Annotated in this window: 19 protein-coding genes; 9 read left to right on the forward strand and 10 right to left on the reverse strand. The window is 70.8% G+C overall.

Annotated features, from left to right (window positions below; translation table 11 throughout):
- Positions 1-68 precede the first annotated feature (68 nt).
- Together JYJ93_RS39475 and JYJ93_RS39480 are read left to right on the forward strand one after the other, a co-directional pair.
- Positions 69-1,217, forward strand: a complete 1,149-nt coding sequence (locus JYJ93_RS39475; RefSeq protein WP_206799987.1) for a hypothetical protein — start codon at positions 69-71, stop codon at positions 1,215-1,217.
- Positions 1,218-1,259: 42 nt separating this feature from the next.
- Positions 1,260-1,898: a phospholipid scramblase-related protein gene (locus JYJ93_RS39480; RefSeq protein WP_206799988.1), complete on the forward strand. Its 639-nt coding sequence runs from the start codon at positions 1,260-1,262 to the stop codon at positions 1,896-1,898.
- A gap of 3 nt (positions 1,899-1,901) precedes the next feature.
- Here the strand turns inward: JYJ93_RS39480 and JYJ93_RS39485 are convergent, their stop codons facing one another.
- Positions 1,902-2,195, reverse strand: a complete 294-nt coding sequence (locus tag JYJ93_RS39485; protein ID WP_242544110.1) for a YkvA family protein — start codon at positions 2,193-2,195, stop codon at positions 1,902-1,904.
- 93 nt (positions 2,196-2,288) lie between these two features.
- Positions 2,289-3,344: an ABC transporter ATP-binding protein gene (locus tag JYJ93_RS39490; RefSeq protein WP_206799993.1), complete on the reverse strand. Its 1,056-nt coding sequence runs from the start codon at positions 3,342-3,344 to the stop codon at positions 2,289-2,291.
- Between the two features lie 185 nt (positions 3,345-3,529).
- Here JYJ93_RS39490 and JYJ93_RS39495 point away from each other — a divergent pair, with 185 nt between their 5' ends.
- The gene (locus JYJ93_RS39495) at positions 3,530-4,159 is read left to right on the forward strand and encodes a nuclear transport factor 2 family protein (protein WP_206799995.1); all 630 of its coding nucleotides are present in this window, start codon (positions 3,530-3,532) and stop codon (positions 4,157-4,159) included.
- Positions 4,160-4,226: 67 nt separating this feature from the next.
- Here JYJ93_RS39495 and gyrA read toward each other — a convergent pair whose 3' ends face one another.
- The 3 genes from gyrA to JYJ93_RS39510 all read right to left on the reverse strand — a co-directional run bounded on the left by gyrA (position 4,227) and on the right by JYJ93_RS39510 (position 8,905).
- Positions 4,227-7,040, reverse strand: a complete 2,814-nt coding sequence (gene gyrA, locus JYJ93_RS39500; RefSeq protein WP_206799997.1) for a DNA gyrase subunit A — start codon at positions 7,038-7,040, stop codon at positions 4,227-4,229.
- A 193-nt stretch (positions 7,041-7,233) separates the two neighbouring features.
- Positions 7,234-7,998 carry a tetratricopeptide repeat protein gene (locus tag JYJ93_RS39505; RefSeq protein ID WP_206799998.1) on the reverse strand — a complete coding sequence of 255 codons (765 nt, stop codon included), beginning with the start codon at positions 7,996-7,998 and terminating at the stop codon, positions 7,234-7,236.
- Positions 7,999-8,059: 61 nt separating this feature from the next.
- Positions 8,060-8,905 (reverse strand): class I SAM-dependent methyltransferase, encoded by an 846-nt coding sequence (locus tag JYJ93_RS39510; protein WP_206799999.1) that lies wholly within the window; start codon positions 8,903-8,905, stop codon positions 8,060-8,062.
- Positions 8,906-9,179: 274 nt separating this feature from the next.
- Here JYJ93_RS39510 and JYJ93_RS39515 point away from each other — a divergent pair, with 274 nt between their 5' ends.
- From JYJ93_RS39515 to JYJ93_RS39525, 3 genes are all read left to right on the forward strand, one after another.
- Complete coding sequence (locus JYJ93_RS39515) at positions 9,180-10,514, forward strand: M24 family metallopeptidase (RefSeq protein WP_206800000.1); 1,335 nt, start codon at positions 9,180-9,182, stop codon at positions 10,512-10,514.
- Between the two features lie 147 nt (positions 10,515-10,661).
- A complete protein-coding gene (locus tag JYJ93_RS39520) occupies positions 10,662-11,021 on the forward strand; it encodes a response regulator (protein WP_206800001.1) in 360 nt (119 codons plus the stop codon).
- Positions 11,022-11,044: 23 nt separating this feature from the next.
- Positions 11,045-11,770, forward strand: a complete 726-nt coding sequence (locus JYJ93_RS39525; protein WP_206800002.1) for an endonuclease/exonuclease/phosphatase family protein — start codon at positions 11,045-11,047, stop codon at positions 11,768-11,770.
- Here JYJ93_RS39525 and JYJ93_RS39530 read toward each other — a convergent pair whose 3' ends face one another.
- The 5 genes from JYJ93_RS39530 to ung are packed head-to-tail and all read right to left on the reverse strand — an operon-like array spanning position 11,771 to position 16,754.
- Positions 11,771-12,574 (reverse strand): thioesterase family protein, encoded by an 804-nt coding sequence (locus JYJ93_RS39530; RefSeq protein WP_206800003.1) that lies wholly within the window; start codon positions 12,572-12,574, stop codon positions 11,771-11,773.
- Between the two features lie 13 nt (positions 12,575-12,587).
- The gene (locus tag JYJ93_RS40460; RefSeq protein WP_242544111.1) at positions 12,588-13,787 is read right to left on the reverse strand and encodes a hypothetical protein; all 1,200 of its coding nucleotides are present in this window, start codon (positions 13,785-13,787) and stop codon (positions 12,588-12,590) included.
- 8 nt (positions 13,788-13,795) lie between these two features.
- Complete coding sequence (locus JYJ93_RS40915; protein ID WP_206800007.1) at positions 13,796-15,409, reverse strand: TIM44-like domain-containing protein; 1,614 nt, start codon at positions 15,407-15,409, stop codon at positions 13,796-13,798.
- A complete protein-coding gene (locus tag JYJ93_RS39545) occupies positions 15,406-16,035 on the reverse strand; it encodes a hypothetical protein (RefSeq protein ID WP_206800009.1) in 630 nt (209 codons plus the stop codon). The genes JYJ93_RS40915 and JYJ93_RS39545 overlap by 4 nt, the downstream gene beginning before the upstream one ends.
- Positions 16,036-16,073: 38 nt before the next feature.
- Complete coding sequence (ung, locus tag JYJ93_RS39550) at positions 16,074-16,754, reverse strand: uracil-DNA glycosylase (RefSeq protein WP_206800010.1); 681 nt, start codon at positions 16,752-16,754, stop codon at positions 16,074-16,076.
- A 132-nt stretch (positions 16,755-16,886) separates the two neighbouring features.
- On the opposite strand from ung, the gene JYJ93_RS39555 reads away from it, so the two are divergent.
- From JYJ93_RS39555 to JYJ93_RS39565, 3 genes are all read left to right on the forward strand, one after another.
- Complete coding sequence (locus JYJ93_RS39555; protein WP_206800012.1) at positions 16,887-18,608, forward strand: CpaF family protein; 1,722 nt, start codon at positions 16,887-16,889, stop codon at positions 18,606-18,608.
- Between the two features lie 180 nt (positions 18,609-18,788).
- Positions 18,789-19,760: a hypothetical protein gene (locus tag JYJ93_RS39560; protein ID WP_206800013.1), complete on the forward strand. Its 972-nt coding sequence runs from the start codon at positions 18,789-18,791 to the stop codon at positions 19,758-19,760.
- A 14-nt stretch (positions 19,761-19,774) separates the two neighbouring features.
- Positions 19,775-21,547: a hypothetical protein gene (locus JYJ93_RS39565; protein ID WP_206800014.1), complete on the forward strand. Its 1,773-nt coding sequence runs from the start codon at positions 19,775-19,777 to the stop codon at positions 21,545-21,547.
- Positions 21,548-21,664 lie beyond the last annotated feature (117 nt).

Genomic DNA, 21,664 nt, shown 5'->3' on the forward strand with positions numbered 1-21,664 from the left:
CTTTCCGGGAGGACCGGGGTCCCGGGCCTCCCGTCTTTTCGCGGGGGTCGACTAGGGTGGGCGCCCGCATGCTCCTCGCGCCCTTCGTCCTGGCCGTCCTCGTCGCAGCGCAGCCCGGTCCTTCGTCACGGGAAGCCGCGGCACCTCCCGCCGTCACGTCTCCAGACACCGTGTCCGCGCCGCCGCTCGTGGCGAGCGAGGAGTCCTGCGCCGCCGAGTCCGACTACGCGGCGGGCTTCGACGCGCTGGTGCGCGGACAGGATGCCCAGGCGCTGGAGCAGCTGGAGCGCGTGATGCAGGTGTGCCCCGGACATCCGTTCGCGCCGGAGCTGGCGCGGCTGGCGCGGACGCGGCTGGAGCCGGGCGCGCGGCTGGCCCAGGACACGTTGGCGCGGCCGGTGGTGGCGGAGACCGAGACGTCCGTGGAGGGACCGTCGAAGGGAGCCCGGGCGTCGCTGACCGTCGTGCAGACGCTGCACGGCATCACCCAGGGCATCCTGCTGTGCGAAATCTCCAACTGTCAGGACGGGCGCGCGTACGTGGCGGTGTCGCTGCTGGGCGGCGGCGCGGGGGCGGCGATTTCGCTGCTCGCCACCCGGAGCGGGCTGACGCAGGGCCAGGCGGCGGCCATCAACTCCGGCACGGTCTGGGGCTTCGGGTATGGCCTGGCGTCCATCGGCTCGTTCGACCTGGACGGGGACAACTCCACCGGGGCGGTGATGGTGGGGGCGCTGGGCTTCACGGGGCTGGGCATCCTGGTGGCGGAGTTCGCGCGGCCCACCGCCGGGCAGGTGTCGCTGGCGAACTCCGGCGGCCTGTGGGCGGGCGTGGTGGCGGGGCTGCTGCTGGGCACGCAGAGCAACGGCGACACGCGCGCGTTCTTCGGCATCGAGCAGGGCGTGGTGGGCGCGGGCCTCATCACCTTCGCGCTGGTGTCGCGCCACCTGGACATCTCTCGGGGCCGGGTGCTGCTCATCGACGCGGGCGGCATCCTGGGCGGACTGGTGGGCTTGAGCGCGATGTTCCTGGCGCTGGACAGCGACCACGGGGACGCCCTGCTGGTGGGCACCGCCGTGGGCGTGCTGGCCGGCCTGGGGACCGCGACGTTCCTCACGCGGGACTTCGATGCACCCGATGACGTCCCGGCCGTGTCCGTCATCCCGGCGACGATGGGACGCCACGGCGGCTTGGGGCTGGCGGTGATGGGCCAGTTCTAGCCCTAAGCTGCCCGCTTCGCCCCGCCGCTTCCGGAGCCGCCCATGTCCGTCGAGTCCCAGGCACTGACCCTCTTGCGTGACGAGCACACGCTGCGCGTGCGGCAGGTGAAGGAGTGGGGCGAAATCCTCACCGGCTTCGAGGGCCGCAACCGCTACGAGGTGGTGGGCGACGACGGACGCCCGCTCTTCTTCGCGGGCGAGGTGGGCAGCGGGCTGGGCCTGTTCCTGCTGCGCGGCTTCCTCAAGGCGAAGCGGCCCTTCACGATGGAGCTCAAGTCCGAGCGCGGGGAGACGCTCCTGCGGCTGCGCCGCCCGTGGCGCTTCTGGCTGTCCCGACTGGAGGTGGAGGACGGCGAGGGGCGGCACCTGGGCGCCATCCAGCAGCGCTTCCGCTTCTTCACCCGCGCCTACGACGTGCTCGGGCCCCATGACGAGGAGCTGGCCCACCTGAGCGGGCCGTTCTTCCGGCCCTGGACGTTCAACGTGGAGCAGCAGGGCCGCGAGGTGGGGACCATCGCGAAGAAGTGGAGCGGGTTCGGCAAGGAGATGTTCACGGACGCCGACAACTTCGGCGTCCGGTTCAACGGCCTGCACGACCCGCACGTGCGGACGCTGGTGGTGGCCGCGACGTTCCTCATCGACTTCGTGCACTTCGAGGACCGCCGCGGCGGCAACGACTGACGGCTAGGAGTGCCGGCGCAGCGCGGGCTCGCGCGCGCGGCCCTCCTCGTCGCGAGGGAGTCCGTCGAACGAAGGCACACCGGCGGGCGTGCCGGGGCGCCAACGCTGGACCTCGCGCACCATGAAGAACGCGGCGGCGGACAGCACACCCAGGTCGTCCAGCCAGCCCACCACGGGGATGAAGTCCGGAATCGCGTCCACGGGCGACACGAAGTACAGGACGGCCAGCAGCCCGGCCAGCTTGCGCCACGTCGCCACCTGGGGGTCGCGCACGTAGCTGAAGAAGCGGGTTCCCATTCCTCGAAGGCCTGCGATGTTCATACCTCTCCCTACGCATGGGGGACGCGGGTGATTGCACCATTCGTGCCGGAAGCTTGCACGCCGGGTGCCCTAGCGGGCGAGCCCGGATGTCTCCTCCAGCACGTCCGCGCGGCCTGAGACCTCCAGGCGGGCACGGCCGCCCTCGCGAAACGGAGCCGAGGAGGAGGCGCGCACCACCAGCGCCGTGCCCGCGCAGGACACGGTGAAGTCCACGTGCGCGCCCCGGAAGGCGCGCTCCAGGATTTCCGCGCGCAGGGCGCCGCCCACCGCGACGCCGTCCGTGTCGGGCACGAGCCGCAGCGCCTCCGGGCGCAGGGAGAGCATCACCTCGCCGCGCGCGTCGGTGCTCAGCGGCAGGTTGCCCAGCGCCGTGCGCGCGACGCGGCCGAAGGCGGAGCCGGGCAGCAGGTTGGTGCCGCCCAGGAAGTACGCGGCGAACGCGCTGCGCGGCGCTTCGTAGACGGACTCGGGCGCGCCCTGCTGCTCCACCGTGCCCGCGCGCAGCAGCACCAGCCGGTCCGCGAAGGCCAGCGCGTCCCCCACGTCGTGCGTGGCGAAGAGCACGGCGGTGCCTCGCGCCTTGAGCACGCGGCGCCACTCTCCGAGGATGTTGGCGCGCAGGCCGGCGTCCATGCCGGCGAAGGGCTCATCCAGCACCAGCAGCTTCGTCCCGGAGGCCAGCGCGCGCGCCAGCAGCACGCGCTGCCGCTGTCCCCGGGAGAGCGTTCCGCAGGCGCGCGCCTCCAGGTCTTCCAACTGGAACATCGCCAGCAACCCGCGCGCGTGCGCCAGGCCTTCACCCCTGGGCTGCACGCCCATCACCACGTCGCGCACGGTGAGGCCGGATTCGAGCTCCGCGTCGTGGAGGACACGGCGCAGGGGGCGCTGCTCCGGAGGCACGAACACGTCCGGCCCGGCGACCACGCGGCCATCGAGCGTGACGGTGCCGGAGGTCGGCTGCTCTAGGCCCGCCACTAGCCGCAGCAGCGCCGTCTTCCCGGAGCCGGAGGTGCCCATCAGCGCCACCGCGTCCCCTGGCTCCAGCGCCAGCGACACGTCCCGCACCGCGGGGGCGGCGGCACCGGGGAACTTCAGGGTGAGGGCATCGAGCGAGAGGAAGGCCATGACGGCGGGCACACTACGGTGCGGCACCGGCCGGGCCAAGCACCGGACCCCGTCCGGCCCGGTCCCAACCGGTCCGACTGTCCGACAGGTTCATCCGGCGCGCTCCCCGGAGGGGAATCCCAGCGAGCGCTCCCCACCGCGAGGCTAGGCTCCCGCCGCGTCCTTCCCCTCTTCCGGGAGTCCCCATGTCGCGCCTGCTCGTCGCTTGTGCCGTCCTGCTGGGAACCGCGTCCTTCGCCCAGGCCCCCGCGGCTCCGCCTCCGCAGCCCAAGGCCACGGCCCCCGCCGCTCCGGAGAAGCCCAATCCCATCAAGGCCTCCGCGGAGCGCACCCAGGCCGCGCTCGCGCAGCTGCCCAAGGCGAAGCCCGAGGACGTGAAGTCCCAGGACGCCATCCTCAAGGCCCTCTACGACGTCATCAGCGGGCCGGCGGGCGCGCCTCGCGACTGGCAGCGCTTCCGCTCCCTCTTCTATCCGGGCGCCCAGCTCATCCCGCTGGCCAGGCCTCCGGGCGCGACCACGCTGGCGGCCCGCCCCATCACCCCGGAGGACTACGTGACGTGGGGCCAGCAGGGCACCGCGACGCAGGGCTTCTTCGAGAAGGAGATTGCCCGCCAGACGCACGCCTTCGGCGCGCTGGCGCAGGTCATGAGCACCTACGAGGCGCGCGGCACGCAGGACGGGCCGCTCATCGCCAAGGGCGTCAACAGCATCCAGCTCTTCAACGACGGCCAGCGCTGGTGGGTGATGAACATCCTCTGGATGGACGAGAAGGCCGCCGGCCTCGCCGTGCCCAAGGACCTCACCCAGAAGTAGTCCCCGCACAAACGAAGAGGGCCGGGTCACCGACCCGGCCCTCCCGTATGGCTACTGCTTCAAGCCTTCAGCCTTCCGAGCCGGGCTCACCTTCCGGGCCGGGCGAAGCGGCCTCGTCCGCCGGAGCCTCCGGCGAAGCGGCCTCCACCGGCGCGGCCTCCGCGGAAGCCTCGGCGCTGGAGCCCTCCACCGGCGAGGTGGTCTCCGTCTCCTCCTCGGACTCCTCGCCTTCGGGCAGCTTGGAGATGGCCATCACCTTCTCCTCGCCGTTCTCCAGCGCGATGAGGCGCACGCCCTGCGTGTTGCGGCCGATGACGGAGATCTCCTTCACCTTCATGCGGATGAGCATGCCGCCGTTGGTGACGAGCATCACCTCGTCGCTGTCCTTCACCTGCACCACGCCCACCACGCGGCCGTTCCGCTCGGTGGTCTTGATGTCGATGATGCCCTTGCCGCCGCGGCCCTGCTGCCGGTACTCGGCGCCTTCGGTGCGCTTGCCGTAGCCGTTCTCCGTCACCGTGAGGATGGCGCTGCTCTGCTCCGCGGGCGCCTGGCCCTCCTCCGGCTCCTTGTCCAGCAGGTCCGCGCCCACCACCTCGTCGCCGTCCTCCAGCGTGATGCCCTTCACGCCGTAGGCCTGACGGCCCATGGAGCGCACGTCGTCTTCCTTGAAGCGGATGCTCATGCCCGTGGCCGTGGACAGGAGGATGTCCTTGGTGCCGTCGGTGATCATCACGCCCACCAGCTCGTCGCCCTCGTCGATGCCCAGCGCGATGATGCCGCTGACCCGGACGTTCTCGAACGCGCTCAGGTCCGTGCGCTTCACCACGCCCTTCTTCGTGACGAAGAAGACGTAGCGGTTCTCCGGGAAGTCGCGCGTCACCAGCACCTGCGCCAGCCGCTCCCCTTCCCCGAACTGCACCAGGTTCACGATGGCCTTGCCGCGCGAGGTGCGGCTGCCCTGCGGAATCTGGTGCACCTTCAGCGAGTACAGCTTGCCCTTGGTGGTGATGGGCATGAGGTACGCGTGCGTGCTGGCCACGAACACCTTGGTGACGAAGTCGTCCTCCTTCGTCCCCGCGCCCGTCTTGCCGCGCCCGCCGCGCTTCTGCGCGCGGTACTCCGACAGGGGCGAGCGCTTCACGTAGCCCGTGTGCGACAGCGTGACCACCATCGTCTCTTCCGCGATGAGGTCCTCGCTGGTGAGGTCATCCACCGCGCCGGTGATCTCCGTGCGGCGCTTGTCGCCGTAGCGCTCGCGGATCTCCATCAGCTCCGCCTTGATGACGGAGAGCAGGCTCTTCTCGTTGGCGAGGATGTCGCGCAGGCGCGCGATGTCGCGCACCAGGCCGATGAGCTCCTTGAAGAGCTCCTCGCGCTGCAGGCCGGTGAGGCGCTGCAGGCGCATCTCCAGGATGTTCTGCGCCTGGTCCTCGCTGAAGCCCGCGCCTTCGTACTTGTGCTCCAGGCCGCCGTAGGCCGGCTCCTCGTTGCGCGCGCGGCTGACCAGCAGCTCCATCTGCGCCTTGGCCTTCGCGTAGTCGATGCGGTCCAGGTTCTGGAAGCGCTCGCGCGTGTACAGCTCCGGCGACAGGATGTTCATCAGGCCCCAGCGCGCTTCATCCGGGTCGCGCGACGCGCGGATGAGGCTGACCACCAGGTCGATGAGGTCCTGCGCGACGAGCAGGCCTTCCACGATGTGCATGCGCGCCAGCGCCTTGCGCAGCTCGTAGCGCGTGCGGCGCGTCACGACGTCGCGGCGGTGCGCGATGAAGCGGTCCAGCAGCTCCTTGAGGTTGAGCGTGCGCGGCTGCCCGCCGTCGATGGCCAGCATCACCGCGCCGAACGTCGTCTCCATCTGCGTCATGGAGAAGAGGTTGTTGAGCACCACCTGGGAGATGGCATCGCGCTTGAGCTCGATGACGATGCGCATGCCCTGACGGTCGCTCTCGTCACGGATGTCGCTGATGCCCTCCAGCTTCTTCTCACGCACCAGCTCGGCGATCTTCTCGATGAGCCGGGCCTTGTTCACCTGGTAGGGGATCTCCGTGACGATGATGGCCTCACGGTCGCCCTTCTTGTTCGTTTCAATCTCCGTGCGCGCACGGATGGTCATGGCCCCGCGGCCCGTCTCGTAGGCGCGGCGGATGCCCTCGCGGCCGGTGATGATGGCGGCGGTGGGGAAGTCGGGGCCCTCGATGAACTGCATCAGGTCCAGGACGGTGCAGCCCGGATTGTCGATGAGGTGCAGCGTGCCGCTGATGACCTCCGTCATGTTGTGCGGCGGGATGTTGGTGGTCATGCCCACCGCGATGCCGCTGCTGCCGTTGACGAGGAGGTTGGGGAACTTGGCCGGCAGGACGAGCGGCTCTTCCAGCGAGTCGTCGTAGTTGGGGCCGAACTCGACGGTCTCCTTGTCGATGTCCGACAGGAGGTCCTCCGCCAGCCGCTCCATGCGCACTTCCGTGTAACGCATGGCCGCCGGCGAGTCGCCGTCCACCGAGCCGAAGTTGCCCTGGCCGTCCACCAGCAGGTAGCGGAGGCTCCACTCCTGGGCCAGGCGCACCATGGCGTCGTAGACGGAGGAGTCGCCGTGCGGGTGGTACTTACCGATGACGTCACCCACCACGCGCGCGCTCTTCTTGTAGGCGCGGTTGTGGAGGTTGCCCAGGTCGTTCATCGCGAAGAGGACGCGACGGTGGACGGGCTTCAGGCCGTCGCGCACGTCTGGCAGCGCGCGGCCGATGATGACGGACATCGAGTAGTCGAGATACGAGCGGCGCATCTCGTCTTCGATGTTGATGGGAATGAGCTCTCCGGCGCCGCTCGACGGAGGGGGCGCGGGGGGCGTTGCCGGCGTGTCGGTGGTGTCGTCAGCCATGGGCTCTGGAAGGTGCGGACGGGCCCCTCACGTGGGGGGCTCCGCCCGATGGGAGAGTGTTCGTAACCCCTGGATTTCCCTCAGTCAATAAGGGAAACAGGGGGGATTCGCCACGGCTGCCCGCCCGCCCGGTTCCAGGGGTCGGAGAGGGCCTTTCCGGGGCACCCGGATGGAACATCCGGGCGGTGCGTTTTCAGCCCTTCGGGCGGAGGTTCGCGGCCAGCCGTTCGGCCTCCGCGCCCACGCCGCCCTCGGGGTCCCTAGCCTTCGCCGCTTCGAACGCGGCGAGCGCCCCTTCGCGGTCGCCGCGGAGCTTCAGCGCCACGCCCACGTTGAGGTGCGCGGAGGCGTTGTCGCGGTCCATGGCGAGCGCCTCGCGGAACAGCGCGAGCGCCTGGTCCACGTCGCCGGACAGGAGCGCCTCGCGGCCCGCCTGGACGCGCTTGTCCGCGTCGTTGACGAGCTCCACCTCGAACACGCTCTTGCCCACCACGTTGGCCACGAGCACGCGCAGGATGCCGCCCCAGTAGAACGACAGCCCCTCTGCGGCGACGACGGCGGCCAGGGGCAGGTCGGGCAGCAGCTGCTTGCCCCGGAACTTGAAGCGGACCTTGGTGTAGCGGCCCTTGTTGGTCCAGTGGACCAGCTCGCCGCGGAGCTTCTGGAAGCCGGCCTCCAACTGGGCCGGGTCGATCTCGAAGGGCAGCACCCGGCCCTTCGGCTCACCGGCGGGCAGGCTCCTGGGCGCGGCCGCGCGGGGGTCGGCCACGGGGCCGGAGTCGAAGACGGGCTCGGCCTCCAGCACGGGGGGCTTCGGGGACGACGCGGAGGCGCGGCGGGGCTCGACCTTCTCCACCTTCGCCTTCACCGGCCGGGCCGGTGTCTTCGCGGGCGCGGCGGGGCGCGCGGGCTGCTTCCTGGCCTTCGCGGGGGACTTGCGGGATGCCGTCTTTGCCATGAGGCCACTCTAAGCGACCCACTCCCCCGCCGCTCGTGAAGTCGTGCGAAGACGATGGCCGTCAGACAGGGCCTGGACGGTGGCCCCAGACGCCCACCATGAGGCTGGGCACCAGCACGCCGCCGTTGGCGCGCAGCTCGGCGGTGAGGCGGGCGGCCAGTGTGTCGATGTCCACCTCCATGGCCAGCGCCACGCCCAGCCGCTCCATGTGGGGCAGCAGCGTGCGCACGGTCTCCACCAGGGCGTGCGTGGTCTCCGCGTCCGGCGTCACGCCCAGCCGTCCGCCCACCACGCCGTCATCCACCACCAGCCCCGCCCGCCGCAGCGTGGACACCAGCTCCATGCCCATGTGGACCTTGATGCCCACGCGCTCGCAGGTGGGCAGCATCCAGCCCCAGACGCGGTTGAACAGCGGCAGCTTCGGGTGAGCCAGGCCCATGGCCGCCAGCTCCAGCTCGTGCATCACCAGCACGCCGCCGGGGCGCAGGTGCTCCGCCATGCGGCGGACGAACGACACCGGGTCTGGCTGGAACATCAGCACCAGCCGGCCGACGATGAAGTCAAAGGGGGCTTCGACGGGCAGGGACTCCAGGCTGCTCTGCTGGAAGCGCACGTGGGGCATGCCGCGCGCTCCGGCGCGGCGCCGGGCGCAGTCGAGGACGCGGGCCTCGCGGTCCACGCCCACCACCTCCCCCGTGGGGCCCACCAGCTGCGCGGCGAGGAAGGACACGTCCCCCACGCCGCAGCCCACGTCCAGCACGCGCATGCCGGGCTTGAGGCCCGCCGCGCGCAGCACGCCCTCCGTCAGCGGCGCGTACACCTGGGCCTGGAGCATGAGCCGTTGCAGCTCCCGGTCCTCGTTGCCCAGGACGTACTCGGCGGCGGCATCGGTTTCTTCGACACGCATGTGCGACTCCGGAGTTGGAGACGACGCGCACGGTCGCAAGCCCTGGCGCCGTTCGCGCCCTCCCGGAGGTCCCGGCGCAATGACAGACAGCCATCCGCGCCCGGGACCCGGGGGCAGGGCCGCGTCCATCCACGAACAGGCCCACGTCCCGGACATGTCTCTTGTGATTCCGGGACTTCCGGGTGAAGCGCCCGCGCGGTGCACGGCGTGTGGGTTGTCGCGCGGCGCGGCCGTGAAACAATCCGCGCCCTCCCCCACCAGGAAGAGCGCATCCATGACGCGTGTCCGGCCCATCCTCCTCTCCGCCCTGTTGTCCGCCTCCCTCGCCCACGCGGCGCCCGCCGTGCCCGCCGCGGAGGGCGCGTGGCCCCGCGTGCGCAAGGAGCGCCTCCAGAAGCTGCTGCCCCAGGCCATGGCCCGCGCGGGCGTGGACGCGTGGGTGGTGCTCTGCCGTGAGAACGACAACGACCCGCTCGCGGCCCACGTGGGCGGGGAGAACGCGGGCGGCACCGCCGCGTTCCTGTTCCTGCGCGACGGCGAGAAGCTGCGCTCCACCGCGCTCTCCCCAGAAGGCGAGGCCACCGCGCTCCGGGACATGGGCGTGGTGGATGAAGTCGTGGCCTTCGAGCGCGGCGCGGACGTGAACGCGCTCATCGCCGCGCGGCTGTCCAAGGCGAAGCCTTCGAAGGTGGCCATCAACTCATCGGAGCGGATGTCCATCGCGGACGGCCTGTCCGCCACGCAGCGCGCGAAGCTGGAGGCGGCGCTGTCCCCCGCGCTGCGCAAGAAGCTGGTGTCCTCCGAGGACCTGGTCTCCGAGTGGCTGTCCGTGAAGACGCCCGAGGAGGTGGACATCATGCGCAAGGCCGCGGACATCACCGCGAAGCTGGAGGAGGAGGCGTACCGCACCGTGGTGCCCGGCAAGACGCGGGACTCGGACGTGGCGCGCTTCCTCAAGAAGCGCATCGCGGAGCTGGGCGTGGGTGACGGGTGGCAGCCGGACCAGAACCCCAACGTGAACAGCGGGCCCACGCGCGGGCACTCGAACGCCACCGACCGCGTCATCCAGCCGGGGGACTTCATCCAGACGGACTTCGGCATCCGCGTGGGCGGCACGTGGGTGACGGACATCCAGCGCTTCGCGTACGTGCTGGCGCCGGGGGAGAAGCAGCCTCCCGCGGAGGCGCTGGCGAAGTGGGAGAAGTCGAAGAAGGGCAGCCGCATCGCGCTCGCGGCGATGAAGCCCGGCGTGCGCGGCTACGACGTGGACAAGGCCCAGCGCGACTGGATGCGCGAAGCGGGCTCCGAGCCCGTGATGTGGGGCACCGGCCATCCCGTGGGCTACTGGGCGCATGACGCGGGCCCCGCCCTGTCCGGCGCGGCGTCCGGCAAGCCGCCCTCCGGCTCCGCGCTGCGCAAGCTCCAGCCGGGCCAGGTGTTCGCCTTCGACGGCTTCTACGCGTGGAAGGACGGCAGCAGCCCGGACGCGCTGCGCATCCTCTCCGTGGAGGAGATGGCCGTCGTCACGGAGACCGGCGCCGAGTACCTCAACCCACCCCAGGAGCAGCTCATCCTCATCCCGTCTCCCGTCACGCCCGCGAAACAGTGAGGGCCTGAAGCCCCCCGCGCCCACACCCTACGACGGGGGCGGTCCCGACCCCGGTGGCCCGCATGAGGGGGTGTGGCGCGCGGACGCGCGGGCTCGGATACACTCGCGAGCATCGCGCGCGCCGCTTGAGGCGCTGGAGGACTGTCCATGCCAACCGTGCTGGTCATCGACGATGACCTCTTCGTGCTCGCGACCGTGGGAGACACCCTGCGGGACGCGGGCTACACGGTGCTCACGGTGCAGTCCCCCGCCGAGGCCTTCCACCTGGACCTCTCCAGCGTCGCGGCCATCCTGTGCGACTACAACATGCCGGACATGAACGGCTCCGACGTGCTCGCCGCCATGCGCGATCTGCAGGCATGCCAGGCGCCGTTCATCTTCCTCACCGGCCACTCGGAGCTGGATGACCTGCTGCCCGTGGCCATCCGCTACGGCGCGGAGCTCCTGCCCAAGCCGGTGGACCCCGCGGAGCTGACGCGGCTGTTGCGCAAGCAGATCGCCGCCTGAGCCGTCCCGCGCGCACCGGCCCCGTGCGGCTCAAGGTCCTCACCCTGAACGTGGCGCACGGTGCGCCGTTCGCCGTGCCCATGCCCTTCCTGCGCCGGAGGTCCGCGCTGCTGGGCACCTTGGACCGGGTGGCGGCGCTGCTCGCGCGTGAAGGCGCGGACGTGGTGGCGTTGCAGGAGGCGGACCGGTCCAGCCTCTTCAGCGGGCGGGTGGATCAGGTGGCCCGCATCGCGGAGCAGGCCGGCTATCCGCACGTGCACCACGGCGTGCACTCCGGCGTCCCCAGACTGTTCGCGCAGGGCACCGCGCTCTTGAGCCGGCAGCCGCTGGAGTCCTGCGACACCGCGCACTTCGGGCGCGACCGGCGCGTGGACAAGGGCTACGTCGTGGCCACGCTCGCCGGGGAGCACGGGCTGGAGGCCGTGTCCCTGCACCTGGATCCGTTCTCCGCGGCGGTGCGGCTGCGGCAGGTGGACCGGCTCATCCACGCCCTGCGCCAGCGGCCACCGCGGCCTCGGGTGGTGATGGGCGACTTCAACGCGGAGGGCCTGGACGGTCCCGTAGCCCGCCTGTGCGCGGAGCTGGGGCTGCACACGCCCGCGGAAGGCGAGCCCACGTATCCCCTTCCGCACGCGCGTCAGCGCCTGGATCAGGTGCTCATCTCTCAAGGCCTGCGCTTCACCCGCTACGCGCGCCTGCCCGACGCCGTCTCCGACCACCACGCCGTGGTGGCCGAGCTGGTGTCCTGATCAACCGAGCACGGCGACGAGCTGACGGCACTGCGCGAGCAGCGTGCCGTCCTCCGCCCAGAGGAGCTGGGTCTCCTCCGTGTAGCCGTCCGCGGCCTGGCGCGAGCGGCCGGTGCGCAGGTAGTGCGCGTCCGGCGCGAGGCCCTTCACCGGGAACGTCTGGAAGAACTGGACGCTGAAGTCCACGGACGCCGCCGCGCGGAAGCCATCCATCCGCGACAGCACGGACGGCGGATACGCGTCCATCAGTCCCACGCACAGCGCCGTGTCCAACGCCGTGGGGACGCGAGGCCGCAGCCAGCCGCCCACCTCCGCCGTGGGCCCACCCGAGTACGGCGTCGAACCCACGCAGTAGCGGTACTCGAAGAAGCGGCAGAAGTCCGGCATGGGCACGTCGTCGGGGACGGGCGTGAGCGTCCCGGGCGCGGGCACCTCCGGCATGACGAAGTCCATGTACTCGGGGGCGCCACCGCGAGCGGCGCCAAAGGTCGCCGTGGCGACGGCCACCACCGTGCCGCCGCTCTCCACGCGCGCGGTGGCGTGGGTGACGAACTTGCCGGCGCGCTCGATGCGCGTGTGCAGGTCCGCCACGCCCTCTGTCGCAGGCGAGCAGAAGTGCACGGTGAACGAGCGCACCTGCCGCTGCGGGTCGTTCAGGTGGTGCTCCAGCGCGCGCAGCACCTGTCCCGCCACCACGCCGCCGTAGGCACCCCGGCCCTGATACCAGGGCGCCTCGTAGCGCGAGCGGTAGTGCCCGGGTTCGAGCGGTTCAACGAGGGTGGCGACAAGGAAGGGCGAGCTCATGATGCACCGCATCCTAGTCCTCCCAGACGAGCTCGCGCAGCGTGGTGCGCGGTTGGATGGGCACCCAACTGAAGACGCCCTTGCTCAACCGGGGGTACAGGCTCCCGGGCTCCGCCAGGTAGAGCGAGCTGAACACTCCGGCGCCCGGCCGCTTCTCCGTGGTGGAGACGAGCGTCTCCTGTCCCTTCCCATCGCTGTCGGAGAAGACGACCGTGAAGGCCGCCAGCGCGGACGGCGGCTCCACGTCGCCGTCATGGACGGTGACCCCTTCCGCCGGCTTGGGAACCAGCCAGCTCACGGGCAGGTCCACCTCGAACCGGTCGGGCGCGGCCCACCGGATGGAGGGAAGCGCCCTGCTCTTGCGGCCGGGAGGCTGGAACCACGTGGCCACGGGCTTGCCGTCGGCGGCGCGCGCCACGCCCAGTTGCACCGCGCGCGTGGCGTCCGCGGCCGGTTCGCTCCACCACAGCTCCAGGTGATCCGCGCCGAGGATGGCCTTCGCGCTCGCATCCGCGGCGGGCACCGGCTGGTCGTCCTGGAGCGTCGCGATGAGCGTCACCGTGGCGCCCCTGCGCAGCCACTGAACCTTGAGTCCCGCGTCCGCGTCGCCGCTCCAGTTCTTCTTCCCCCAGCTCACCCAGACGGGCGCTGGCGGCGCTGGCTCCTGCGTGCCGGAGGCGAGCATCGAGGCGGAACGGTTCGGGACAGGGTCCTCGGTCTGCGATTCGGAGTATTCGTAGGACGAAAGCTCCGTCCGCTGTGAGACCAGGTCCATGCTCCATGCGTGGTACCGGTCACCGGTTTCGCCACCCACCAGCAGGGGCCCCTTCCTGTCGAACCGCAGGGACACCGCCCCCATGTAGCCCGTCAGGCCATTGCCTTTGAGACGGAGGGAACCCGGCTGGCCCGGCGTCGTCGCTGACGGAGCCCTGGGACAGTCGACATGGTGAATCGGGCCCAGCCCGTCGCCACGCAGGGCGAAGCGTTCGCCGGTGGCCAGCCCCACCAGGATGACAGGCTTAGCCTCCTTGAAGTCGTAACAGACGACGTCGTCCTCCTGGCCATCCCCATCCAGGTCGACCTGGAAGCGCTCACGGACGACGGCGTTCTCCGCCTTCACGCGCGCGTCGAACCAGGCGCCGAAGGACTGGGGAGCCGAGGCGGCCGGCGCGGCCGTGACGAGAAGCCCGAGCAACGAGAACCGATGGAGCATGAGCATGTTCAGCCCTGGTAGGCCTCGTCCTGTTCGATGCGGCTGAGTACCCAGTCGAACTCGCCGGACGTCACGCGCGCCTGGCAGTGCGTGCAGTGGCCCGCCATGTTGATGGACAGCGGGGCGCCGCACGACGGGCAGTTCTTCTGCGTGGAGGGCCTGCCCTGCACACCCCGGCCGCGGATGAGCGTCCAGTACTCGCTGTAGGCGCGCTCGTGGGAACGACTGCCGCCCACGACCTGTCCGTCCCGGTCCCGCACCGTGTAGTCCAGACTGGACGCGTACACGCGCAGGGTGACGGCGTCGAAGTACGCATCCCGCGTCACGCGCGCGAGCACGATGTTCGTGATGTGCGCGTCCTCCGTGATGTTGCGCAGGCCGGCCGCGCGGTAGGCGTTGATCCAGTACAACTGCGTCTGGAAGAGGTTGTCGCTGAGGAAGGGCCGCATGCCCTTCCACTCGCGCGCGGCCCACGCGGTCTGCATCTCGTGGAAGATGAACTCCAGGCGCTTGCGCAGCGCCAGCGGCGTCGACTCCGGGTCGTCATGCAAGAGCGCGTTCAGCCGCTCCTGCGCGCGCGAGTCCTTGACGGTGGGCAGCTCCGTGCCCTGCTCCTCCGTGGTGCCGGTGAGCTGCGGGCCGCGCCGCTCGCGCTCCTGCGACGCCACGCGCGTCACCACCCAGTCGAACTCGCCGGTGTTCACCACCGTGTCGCAGTACGAGCACTTGTGGCCGTGCACGGACTCCAGCGGCGCGCCGCAGTGGGGGCACTTGAACGCGCGTGCGTCCTCGGGCGCCCGGGACTTCGCGGTCGCGTCGCGCTCCAGCAGCCACTCCTCCGCGACGTACCAGCTCTGCTCGGAGCCGGAGGTGACCTCCGTGTAGTTGGCCTCGAAGCGCAGGACGACGCGGACGCGCTGGCTGTTCGCGCTGATGCCCTCCACGGACTCGTACGTGACGGCGCCCACCACCACGGCCTTCACCGCGTCCGGAGTGCCCATCCGCTCGAGCGAAGCGATGGCGCCGTCGGACAGCCAGCCGCCCAGCGTGTCCAGGCGTCCGCCGCCGCGCGCCTCGTGCACGCGGGCGAAGAGCGAATAGACGAAGTCCTCGAAGAGGACGATGGAGAACTCGGGGTCCAACGGTTGCGTCGACCCGTCCGAACCCCGGGGCCCCACCCGGGCCAGGTGCGCGAGCTTCGTGCGCAGCGAGCCCTGGCGCTGGGGCGGAGGAGGCCTGCGGGGCGCGGTGGTGCTCCAGTCCCGCTGGCCCGCGCCGGACTTCATGTTCATGACGACGATGGCCACCATACCCATGACGACGATGAGCAGGCAGAAGCCGCCAAACGCTCCGCCGCCATCCGAGGACGACGAGCCGCCGGAGCTGTAGGAGCGGGAGCCGGAGCTGTACGAGGACCGGCTGCTGCTGGAGCCGAAGGAGGAGGACCGGCTGCTGGATGAGCTGCGGCTGCTGGATGAGCTGCGGCTGCTCGACGAGCTGCGGCTGGAGCCCCGGTAGGTGCTGCCACCGCCGGGGCGCGCCTCGGCGTCCGGCAGGGAGGCGAGCCCCAGCCCGAGGAACAGCGCGACGGCGAGGAGGAGGACGGAAGTGGAGCGCCTCACGCCACGGCTCCGGGCATGTCCGGCAGTTCGTTCACGTCATCCTCCAGGCGGGGCAGCACGCGCGAAAGCGGCGCCTGGATGCGGCGCAGGGCCTGGAGGAAGGGCTCGGGCGCGGTGGACGCGGCCAGCGCGGCGGACAGCTGCGTGAGCGCGTCCTGCCACTCGGCGCCCATGAGCGAGGTGTCCACGCCGTAGTCGGTGACGACCTCCACGCGCCGCTCGAAGAGGGAGACGAACACCAGGATGCCGGTGCGGCGCGACGTGTGCGAAACGCCCAGCTCCGTGAAGGCGGCCTTCGCGGCGGTGCGCACGGAGTCCTCCTGGAGCTTGCGCGGGGTGAGCGCGCGGCGCAGCGACGGCATCAGGCGGCCGCCCATCACGCCCGCGGCGTAGGACAGGAGCACGACGGGCGGGAAGGCGAAGAGGTGGACCTCCTGCGGGATGAACAGGAGGACCAGTAGCATCACGAAGGCGACGGCCGCGCCCAGCCGGGCATCGGTGTGGGCGTAGTCGCCGGAGGCGCGGCGCACGGACACCACGACCTCCGCGGCGGTCTGGGATTCAATGGCCGCGACGGCTTCGGCGGCCTGGGTGCGTGCGGCTTCTTCGAGGAAGGTCGTGGCCATCGTGGGCGGGCACTATAGCCAACCCACGCGACACGCTCCTACGAGGGCAGCTCCCAGTCGATGGTGTGCTGGCCATGCTTCTTCAACGCGGCGTTGGTGGTGCTGTACGGCTTGCTGCCGAAGAACCCCTTGCTGGCGGACAGCGGCGAGGGGTGCACGCCCTCCAGGACGACGTGGCGGTTCTCGTCGATGAGGGCCTTCTTCTTCTGCGCGGGCTTGCCCCAGAGCAGGAAGACGACGGGGTCCGCCTTGGCGCTGACGGCGCGGATGACGGCGTCGGTGAAGGGCTCCCAGCCGTGCTTCGCATGGCTGTTGGGAGAGGCCTGGCGCACGGTGAGCACGGTGTTGAGCAGGAACACGCCCTGCTTCGCCCAGGGGATGAGTGACCCATCGCGAGGCTTCGGCGCGCCCACGTCGCTGTGGAGTTCCTTGAACATGTTCACGAGCGAGGGCGGGGGCGGCACGCCGGGCTGGACGGAGAAGGCGAGGCCATGGGCCTGACCCGGGCCGTGGTAGGGGTCCTGGCCCAGCAGCAGCACGCGCACGTCCGCGTAGGGCGTGAAGCGGAACGCGGAGAACACGTCCTCCTCCGAAGGGAACACGGTGTGTTCCTGGCGCTCCTTGCGCACGAACTTCTCCAGCTCCTTGAACGACGGAGCGTGGATGGCGTCCTGCAGTACTGCCTTCCAATCCTCGGGCAACCCATCCGCCAGGCTCATTCACGTCCCTCCGTGGGCCGCACCCTAGACCAGCGGGCGCGTCCTGAGGCGGCCCGCCGCACCGGAAAGCGAGCAGGCACTCAAGGCGGGAGCTTGGGGCCCGGGCCGGGGCGCGCTAGCCTTGCGCCCGCCATGACGATGTACACCGAGTCGCTCCGCGCCTTCCTCAAGCCCGTCCTCCCCTACCTGGACGACGAGTCGGTGTCGGAAATCATGATCAACGGCCCCACCGACGTGTGGATCGAACGCAAGGGCCGGCTGATCAAGACGGATGCCTCCTTCTCCGATGAAGGCCTGCTGGGCGCCGCGCGCAACATGGCCCAGTTCGTGGGCCGCCCCCTGTCCGAGGAGCGCCCCCGCCTGGACGCGCGCCTGCCCGACGGCAGCCGCATCCACGTGGTGATTCCGCCCATCGCGCGCAACGGCACCACCATCTCCATCCGCAAGTTCTTCAAGGACAAGCTGACCATCGACTCGCTGTTGAAGTTCAAGTCGCTGACCAAGCCCATGGCGCGCCTCATCGAGGCCGGCATCGCCACCAAGCTCAACATGCTGGTGGCCGGCGGCACGGGCTCCGGAAAGACGACGCTGCTCAACATCGTCTCGTCCCTCATCCCGGACGAGGAGCGCATCCTCACCATCGAGGACTCCGCCGAGCTCCAGCTCAACCAGTCCCACATCGTGGCCTTCGAATCCCGCCCCGCCGACAAGTTCGGCAAGGGCGCCGTGGACATGGGTGACCTGCTGCACTCGGCGCTGCGTCTGCGCCCCGACCGCATCGTGGTGGGCGAGGTGCGCGGCGGCGAGGCCTTCCACCTCATGCAGGCCATGAACACCGGCCACGGCGGCTCGCTGGCCACCACGCACGCGAACACGCCCACGGACACGCTGCGCCGCATTGAGTCCCTGTGCCTCATGTCGTCCGTGGAATTGCCCATGGTCGCCGTGCGCGCCCAGGTGGCCAGCGCCATCAACTTCATCATCTGCTGCGAGCGCCTCCACGACGGCAGCCGCAAGACGATTGCCCTGTCGGAGGTGCTGCCCCTCAACGAGAAGGGCGAGTACCGCACCCAGGACATCTTCGTCTTCACGCCCGTCGCCAAGGACGAGCACGAGAACATCCTGGGCTACCACGCGCCCACCGGCATCATCCCCAACTTCATCCAGAAGGCGCGCGCGTACGGCTTCACCGACCTGGACGACGCCTTCTTCGACCCGGCCACCTACGGCGTGCCGCCCCCGCCCAGCTTCCACGTGGGCGAGGCCTACGCCCTGCGCTGGGCCCCGTCCCTGAAGCACCGCGAGCAGGGGCTGCCGGACCCGGCGCACTTCAAGGAGGACTGGGCGAAGTTCGAGCAGGTGCTCCGAAACGCCGCCCCGGACGGCCCGGTCGCCGGCCCCAAGCCCGCGGCGCCCCCGCCCAAGCCCGCCGCCGCGCCGCCGCCGCCCGCGAAGGCCGCTCCGGCGCTGCGCCCGTCGCTGCCGCCGCGCCCGCCGCCTCCGCAGGACGACGACAAGACGCCGCCGCCCACGCGCAACCCGTTCGCGGAGCAGGAGGACACCCGCGCCACGCCGGCCTCCGAGCCGCTGGTGCAGGTGTCCGAGGACCTGCTCGCGGAGGCCCCGCCCGCGCGCAACACGCCGCCGCCGCGCCGTCCGCCGCCCGCCCCGGCGCGTCCCGGCACGCCCCCGGCCAACACGCTGCGCGCGGGTGCCACGCCCACGCGCCGTCCGCCGGGTCCGCCGCCACCGCCCTCGGAGGATGAGGACGAGGACGACGACCGGCCGAGGACGGAGCTGAACACGTCGGAGAAGACGCAGATCCGCCCGGCGCCGGAGCGTCCGCGCCGGTAGCCGTCGGACGGCGCGGGAGACCCTCCGGGTCTCCCGGGCCGCGGGCACCGTGAAACATCCACGCGGGGAGCCCGGCGCCGGACACCGGTGTCGCCCCCGGGTGGGTGGGGCCCTGTCCCACCACGCGGGTCCGCGAATCCTGACCTTGCGAGGAGGGCGGGTCGGGGAGAAAGTGCTCCCGTGTTGATCCCCTTCCTCGCCGCGCTCACCCTGGTGGTCGCCCAGGCGCCCGCACCCGACTCCTCCGCGAAACCCGTCACCGTGTTGCTGGCGCCCACGGACGTGACGCGGGGAACGCCGCGCTACCTCGTTGGAACCGCCCAGGAGCACGTGGCCGAGCAGCTCAAGGCCCGCGGCCTGGAGGTGATCCGCGTGGAGGACGTGACGCGCACGCTGCCGAAGAAGAAGCGCACGGCGATGATGCGCTGCAACCGCACGCAGCCGTCCTGCATCGCGTCCCTGGGCGTGGCGGCGAAGACGGACGTGGTGATGGTGACGGAGATTGGCCCGTACCTGAACGCGTACAAGGCGGGCGTGCGCGTGTACACGGCGCAGGACGGCGCACCGCTCGTGGAGGAGTCGGTCCCTGGCGTGAGCGAGGACCAGGTGCTGGACGCGCTCAACAAGTCGCTGGACGTGGTGGTGCCGCGCACGCTGCGGGTGCTGCGTCCGGAGCCGGTGGCGCCGCCGCCGGTGACGCCGCCGGTGGCGCAGCAGACGCCCAACGTGACGCCGGGCGAGAAGCAGCCGGTGCCGGGGCCGGACCTGACGCCGGGCGTGCAGCCGCCCACGGACCTGGGCCTGAGTGACACGCCGACGGTGGAGACGCCGGGACGCCGCAAGTGGGCGTGGGTGCCGGCGGCGGGCGGCGTGGTGCTCGCGGGCGTGGGCACGGTGTTCTTCGTGCAGTCGCGCAGCAAGCTCAGCGACCTGAACAACAACGAGTATCCGGACCTGGAGGAAGCGAAGGATGTTCGCGACTCCGGCAAGCGCTCGCAGACGATTGGCGCGGTGGGGATCGGGGTGGGCGCGGCGGCGATTGTTACGGGCGCGCTGATGTACTTCCTGCCGGTGAAGCAGACGAACGTTCAGCCGTCCGTGACGCTCACGCCGCAGGGTGGTGGCTTGAGCTTCGCCGGGACGTGGCAGTGAGCACGGGGAAAGCCATGCGGAACCTCTGGAAGGTCGGCGCGCTGGGCGCGGTATTCGGTGCGGTGCTCAGCGCGGGCGGTTGCAGCAACTTCGACGCGGCCTTTGAAAACTGTGAGCAGCAGGGCCGCTGCGGACCGCAGGCGACCGAGGACGCCGGGACCGATGGCGGCGCGGACGCGGGAGATGGTGGCGACGGCGGTGAGGTGGAGCCCACCTGCATCATCGTCTCCAACGAGGACGAGCCCGATCCCGAAGGCCGGGACCTGAACTGCGATGGCGTGGACGGCATGGCGGAAGCGGGCTACTTCGTGGATCCAGTGCGAGGCAACGACTCGCAAGACGGCTCCAACAAGAGTCCGCTGCAAACCCTGCGCAAGGCGCTGGAGTTGATCAAGGCCGCCGGTCCTGGCTCGACACGCACGCACGTGTACCTGGGCGTTGGGACGTACAACGAGTCGGAGACCGTTGTGACCACGCCCGTGTCGCTACACGGCGGCTACCAGTGGAACGGCGTGGACCGTTACTGGAGCCGCTTCAAGAGCACGACCCCCACGTTCGTGGACGGTGGGACGCTGGCGTTCACGGTGCGTGACGTGGCGGAGGCTGGCGTGCTGCTGGACTCGCTGAACATCGCGTCCGCGAACGCTGGAGACGATGGCGGTGCCTCCGTGGTGCTCAAGGTTCAGCACAGCGCGAATACCACGCTGTACGCCACCCACCTTCAATCAGGCCTGGGTGGCCCCGGTGCCGCTGGTTCGCCAGGAAGCCAGGGGGCAGAGGGAAGAAGTGGCTCCCCGGGCCAAGCTGGGCAGCCCATGATGGCAGGGAATAGCAGGTCCGGTGGCACCAATACCTGTGCCATTGGCGGCGCCCGAACGGGAGGCGCCAGCGGCTCGGGCCTCGTTCGCGGCACTGGGCAACCTGGTCTCAAGGGTGCGCCTTCGGATCGCGGCGGCGGAGCAGGCGCGGGCGGTGAGCAAGGCACCTTCTCCTGCCCCGCCCCTGGACAGCCCTGTTATTGCTCCGCGTCCAATGGCCACGATGGTGGCCCAGGCCTGGATGCGCCCGATTCAGGCGCGCCGGGACGCTCGGGGCTCGCCGCGCTGGGACAATTGGATGGACTCACGGGAGTCTGGGCTTGGGCGACCGGCTCCACGGAGCATGGCCAAGCGGGCGAAACAGGCCCTGCCGGCGGTGGCGGCGGTGGTGGTGGCGGTGGCGGTGCCTGCGCGGCTGACTCCGATCCCATCGTGCCGGACAGCGATACCGCAGGTGCTGGCTCTGGTGGCAGCGGAGGGGCGGGCGGATGTGGGGGACTGCCCGGTGGTGGAGGTACCAACGGCGGCGCGTCCATCGCACTCGTTGTGATCGACTCGCGCGTCACCCTGTCCGGGATGTCTCAGGTCCAGGCAGGACAGGGCGGCATCGGCGGAGAAGGGATGGCGGGAGGCGCAGGGGGAGCCGGCGGGCCGGGTGGGGATGGCGCTCAGGGTGCGACCACCAACTTCCGCGTGAATGACGCAGGCATTGTCTACACGGTCTATGGCGGCACCGGAGGAAACGGAGCGAAGGGCGGAGAAGGCGGCCGTGGTGGCCCTGGGGGTGGTGGAGCAGGAGGTCCGTCCGTAGGCGCGTGGTGCGCGGGTGACGCAGGAATCACCATCGTCAACGGGCAGATCCTCGTGGGGGCTGGAGGCCAGGGCGGAGCAAGTACTGGCAACCCGGGCCCCACGGGGCTCGCTCAGATCCTCGTGGATTGTTCCGTCTTGGATGCCGGAACGCCCTGACTCACTGCATCGCCCGCTGTGTGACACCAGCGGGTGAGAAAACGCGACCCGGGGGCAGGTGCCTGTTTGCTTGCCCGGCGACCCTCGGGCCCTGACTTCGCTTCCCGGGATTTCACC

This window comes from Corallococcus sp. NCSPR001 (assembly GCF_017309135.1).
GTDB lineage: Bacteria > Myxococcota > Myxococcia > Myxococcales > Myxococcaceae > Corallococcus.

Coding starts and splice junctions, on each gene's coding strand:
- JYJ93_RS39475 (WP_206799987.1), top strand. CDS start 69: ATGCTCCTCGCGCCCTTCGTCCTGGCCGTCCTCGTCGCAGCGCAGCCC.
- JYJ93_RS39480 (WP_206799988.1), top strand. CDS start 1,260: ATGTCCGTCGAGTCCCAGGCACTGACCCTCTTGCGTGACGAGCACACG.
- JYJ93_RS39485 (WP_242544110.1), bottom strand. CDS start 2,195: ATGGGAACCCGCTTCTTCAGCTACGTGCGCGACCCCCAGGTGGCGACG.
- JYJ93_RS39490 (WP_206799993.1), bottom strand. CDS start 3,344: ATGGCCTTCCTCTCGCTCGATGCCCTCACCCTGAAGTTCCCCGGTGCC.
- JYJ93_RS39495 (WP_206799995.1), top strand. CDS start 3,530: ATGTCGCGCCTGCTCGTCGCTTGTGCCGTCCTGCTGGGAACCGCGTCC.
- gyrA (WP_206799997.1), bottom strand. CDS start 7,040: ATGGCTGACGACACCACCGACACGCCGGCAACGCCCCCCGCGCCCCCT.
- JYJ93_RS39505 (WP_206799998.1), bottom strand. CDS start 7,998: ATGGCAAAGACGGCATCCCGCAAGTCCCCCGCGAAGGCCAGGAAGCAG.
- JYJ93_RS39510 (WP_206799999.1), bottom strand. CDS start 8,905: ATGCGTGTCGAAGAAACCGATGCCGCCGCCGAGTACGTCCTGGGCAAC.
- JYJ93_RS39515 (WP_206800000.1), top strand. CDS start 9,180: ATGACGCGTGTCCGGCCCATCCTCCTCTCCGCCCTGTTGTCCGCCTCC.
- JYJ93_RS39520 (WP_206800001.1), top strand. CDS start 10,662: ATGCCAACCGTGCTGGTCATCGACGATGACCTCTTCGTGCTCGCGACC.
- JYJ93_RS39530 (WP_206800003.1), bottom strand. CDS start 12,574: ATGAGCTCGCCCTTCCTTGTCGCCACCCTCGTTGAACCGCTCGAACCC.
- JYJ93_RS40460 (WP_242544111.1), bottom strand. CDS start 13,787: ATGCTCCATCGGTTCTCGTTGCTCGGGCTTCTCGTCACGGCCGCGCCG.
- JYJ93_RS39545 (WP_206800009.1), bottom strand. CDS start 16,035: ATGGCCACGACCTTCCTCGAAGAAGCCGCACGCACCCAGGCCGCCGAA.
- ung (WP_206800010.1), bottom strand. CDS start 16,754: ATGAGCCTGGCGGATGGGTTGCCCGAGGATTGGAAGGCAGTACTGCAG.
- JYJ93_RS39555 (WP_206800012.1), top strand. CDS start 16,887: ATGACGATGTACACCGAGTCGCTCCGCGCCTTCCTCAAGCCCGTCCTC.
- JYJ93_RS39565 (WP_206800014.1), top strand. CDS start 19,775: ATGCGGAACCTCTGGAAGGTCGGCGCGCTGGGCGCGGTATTCGGTGCG.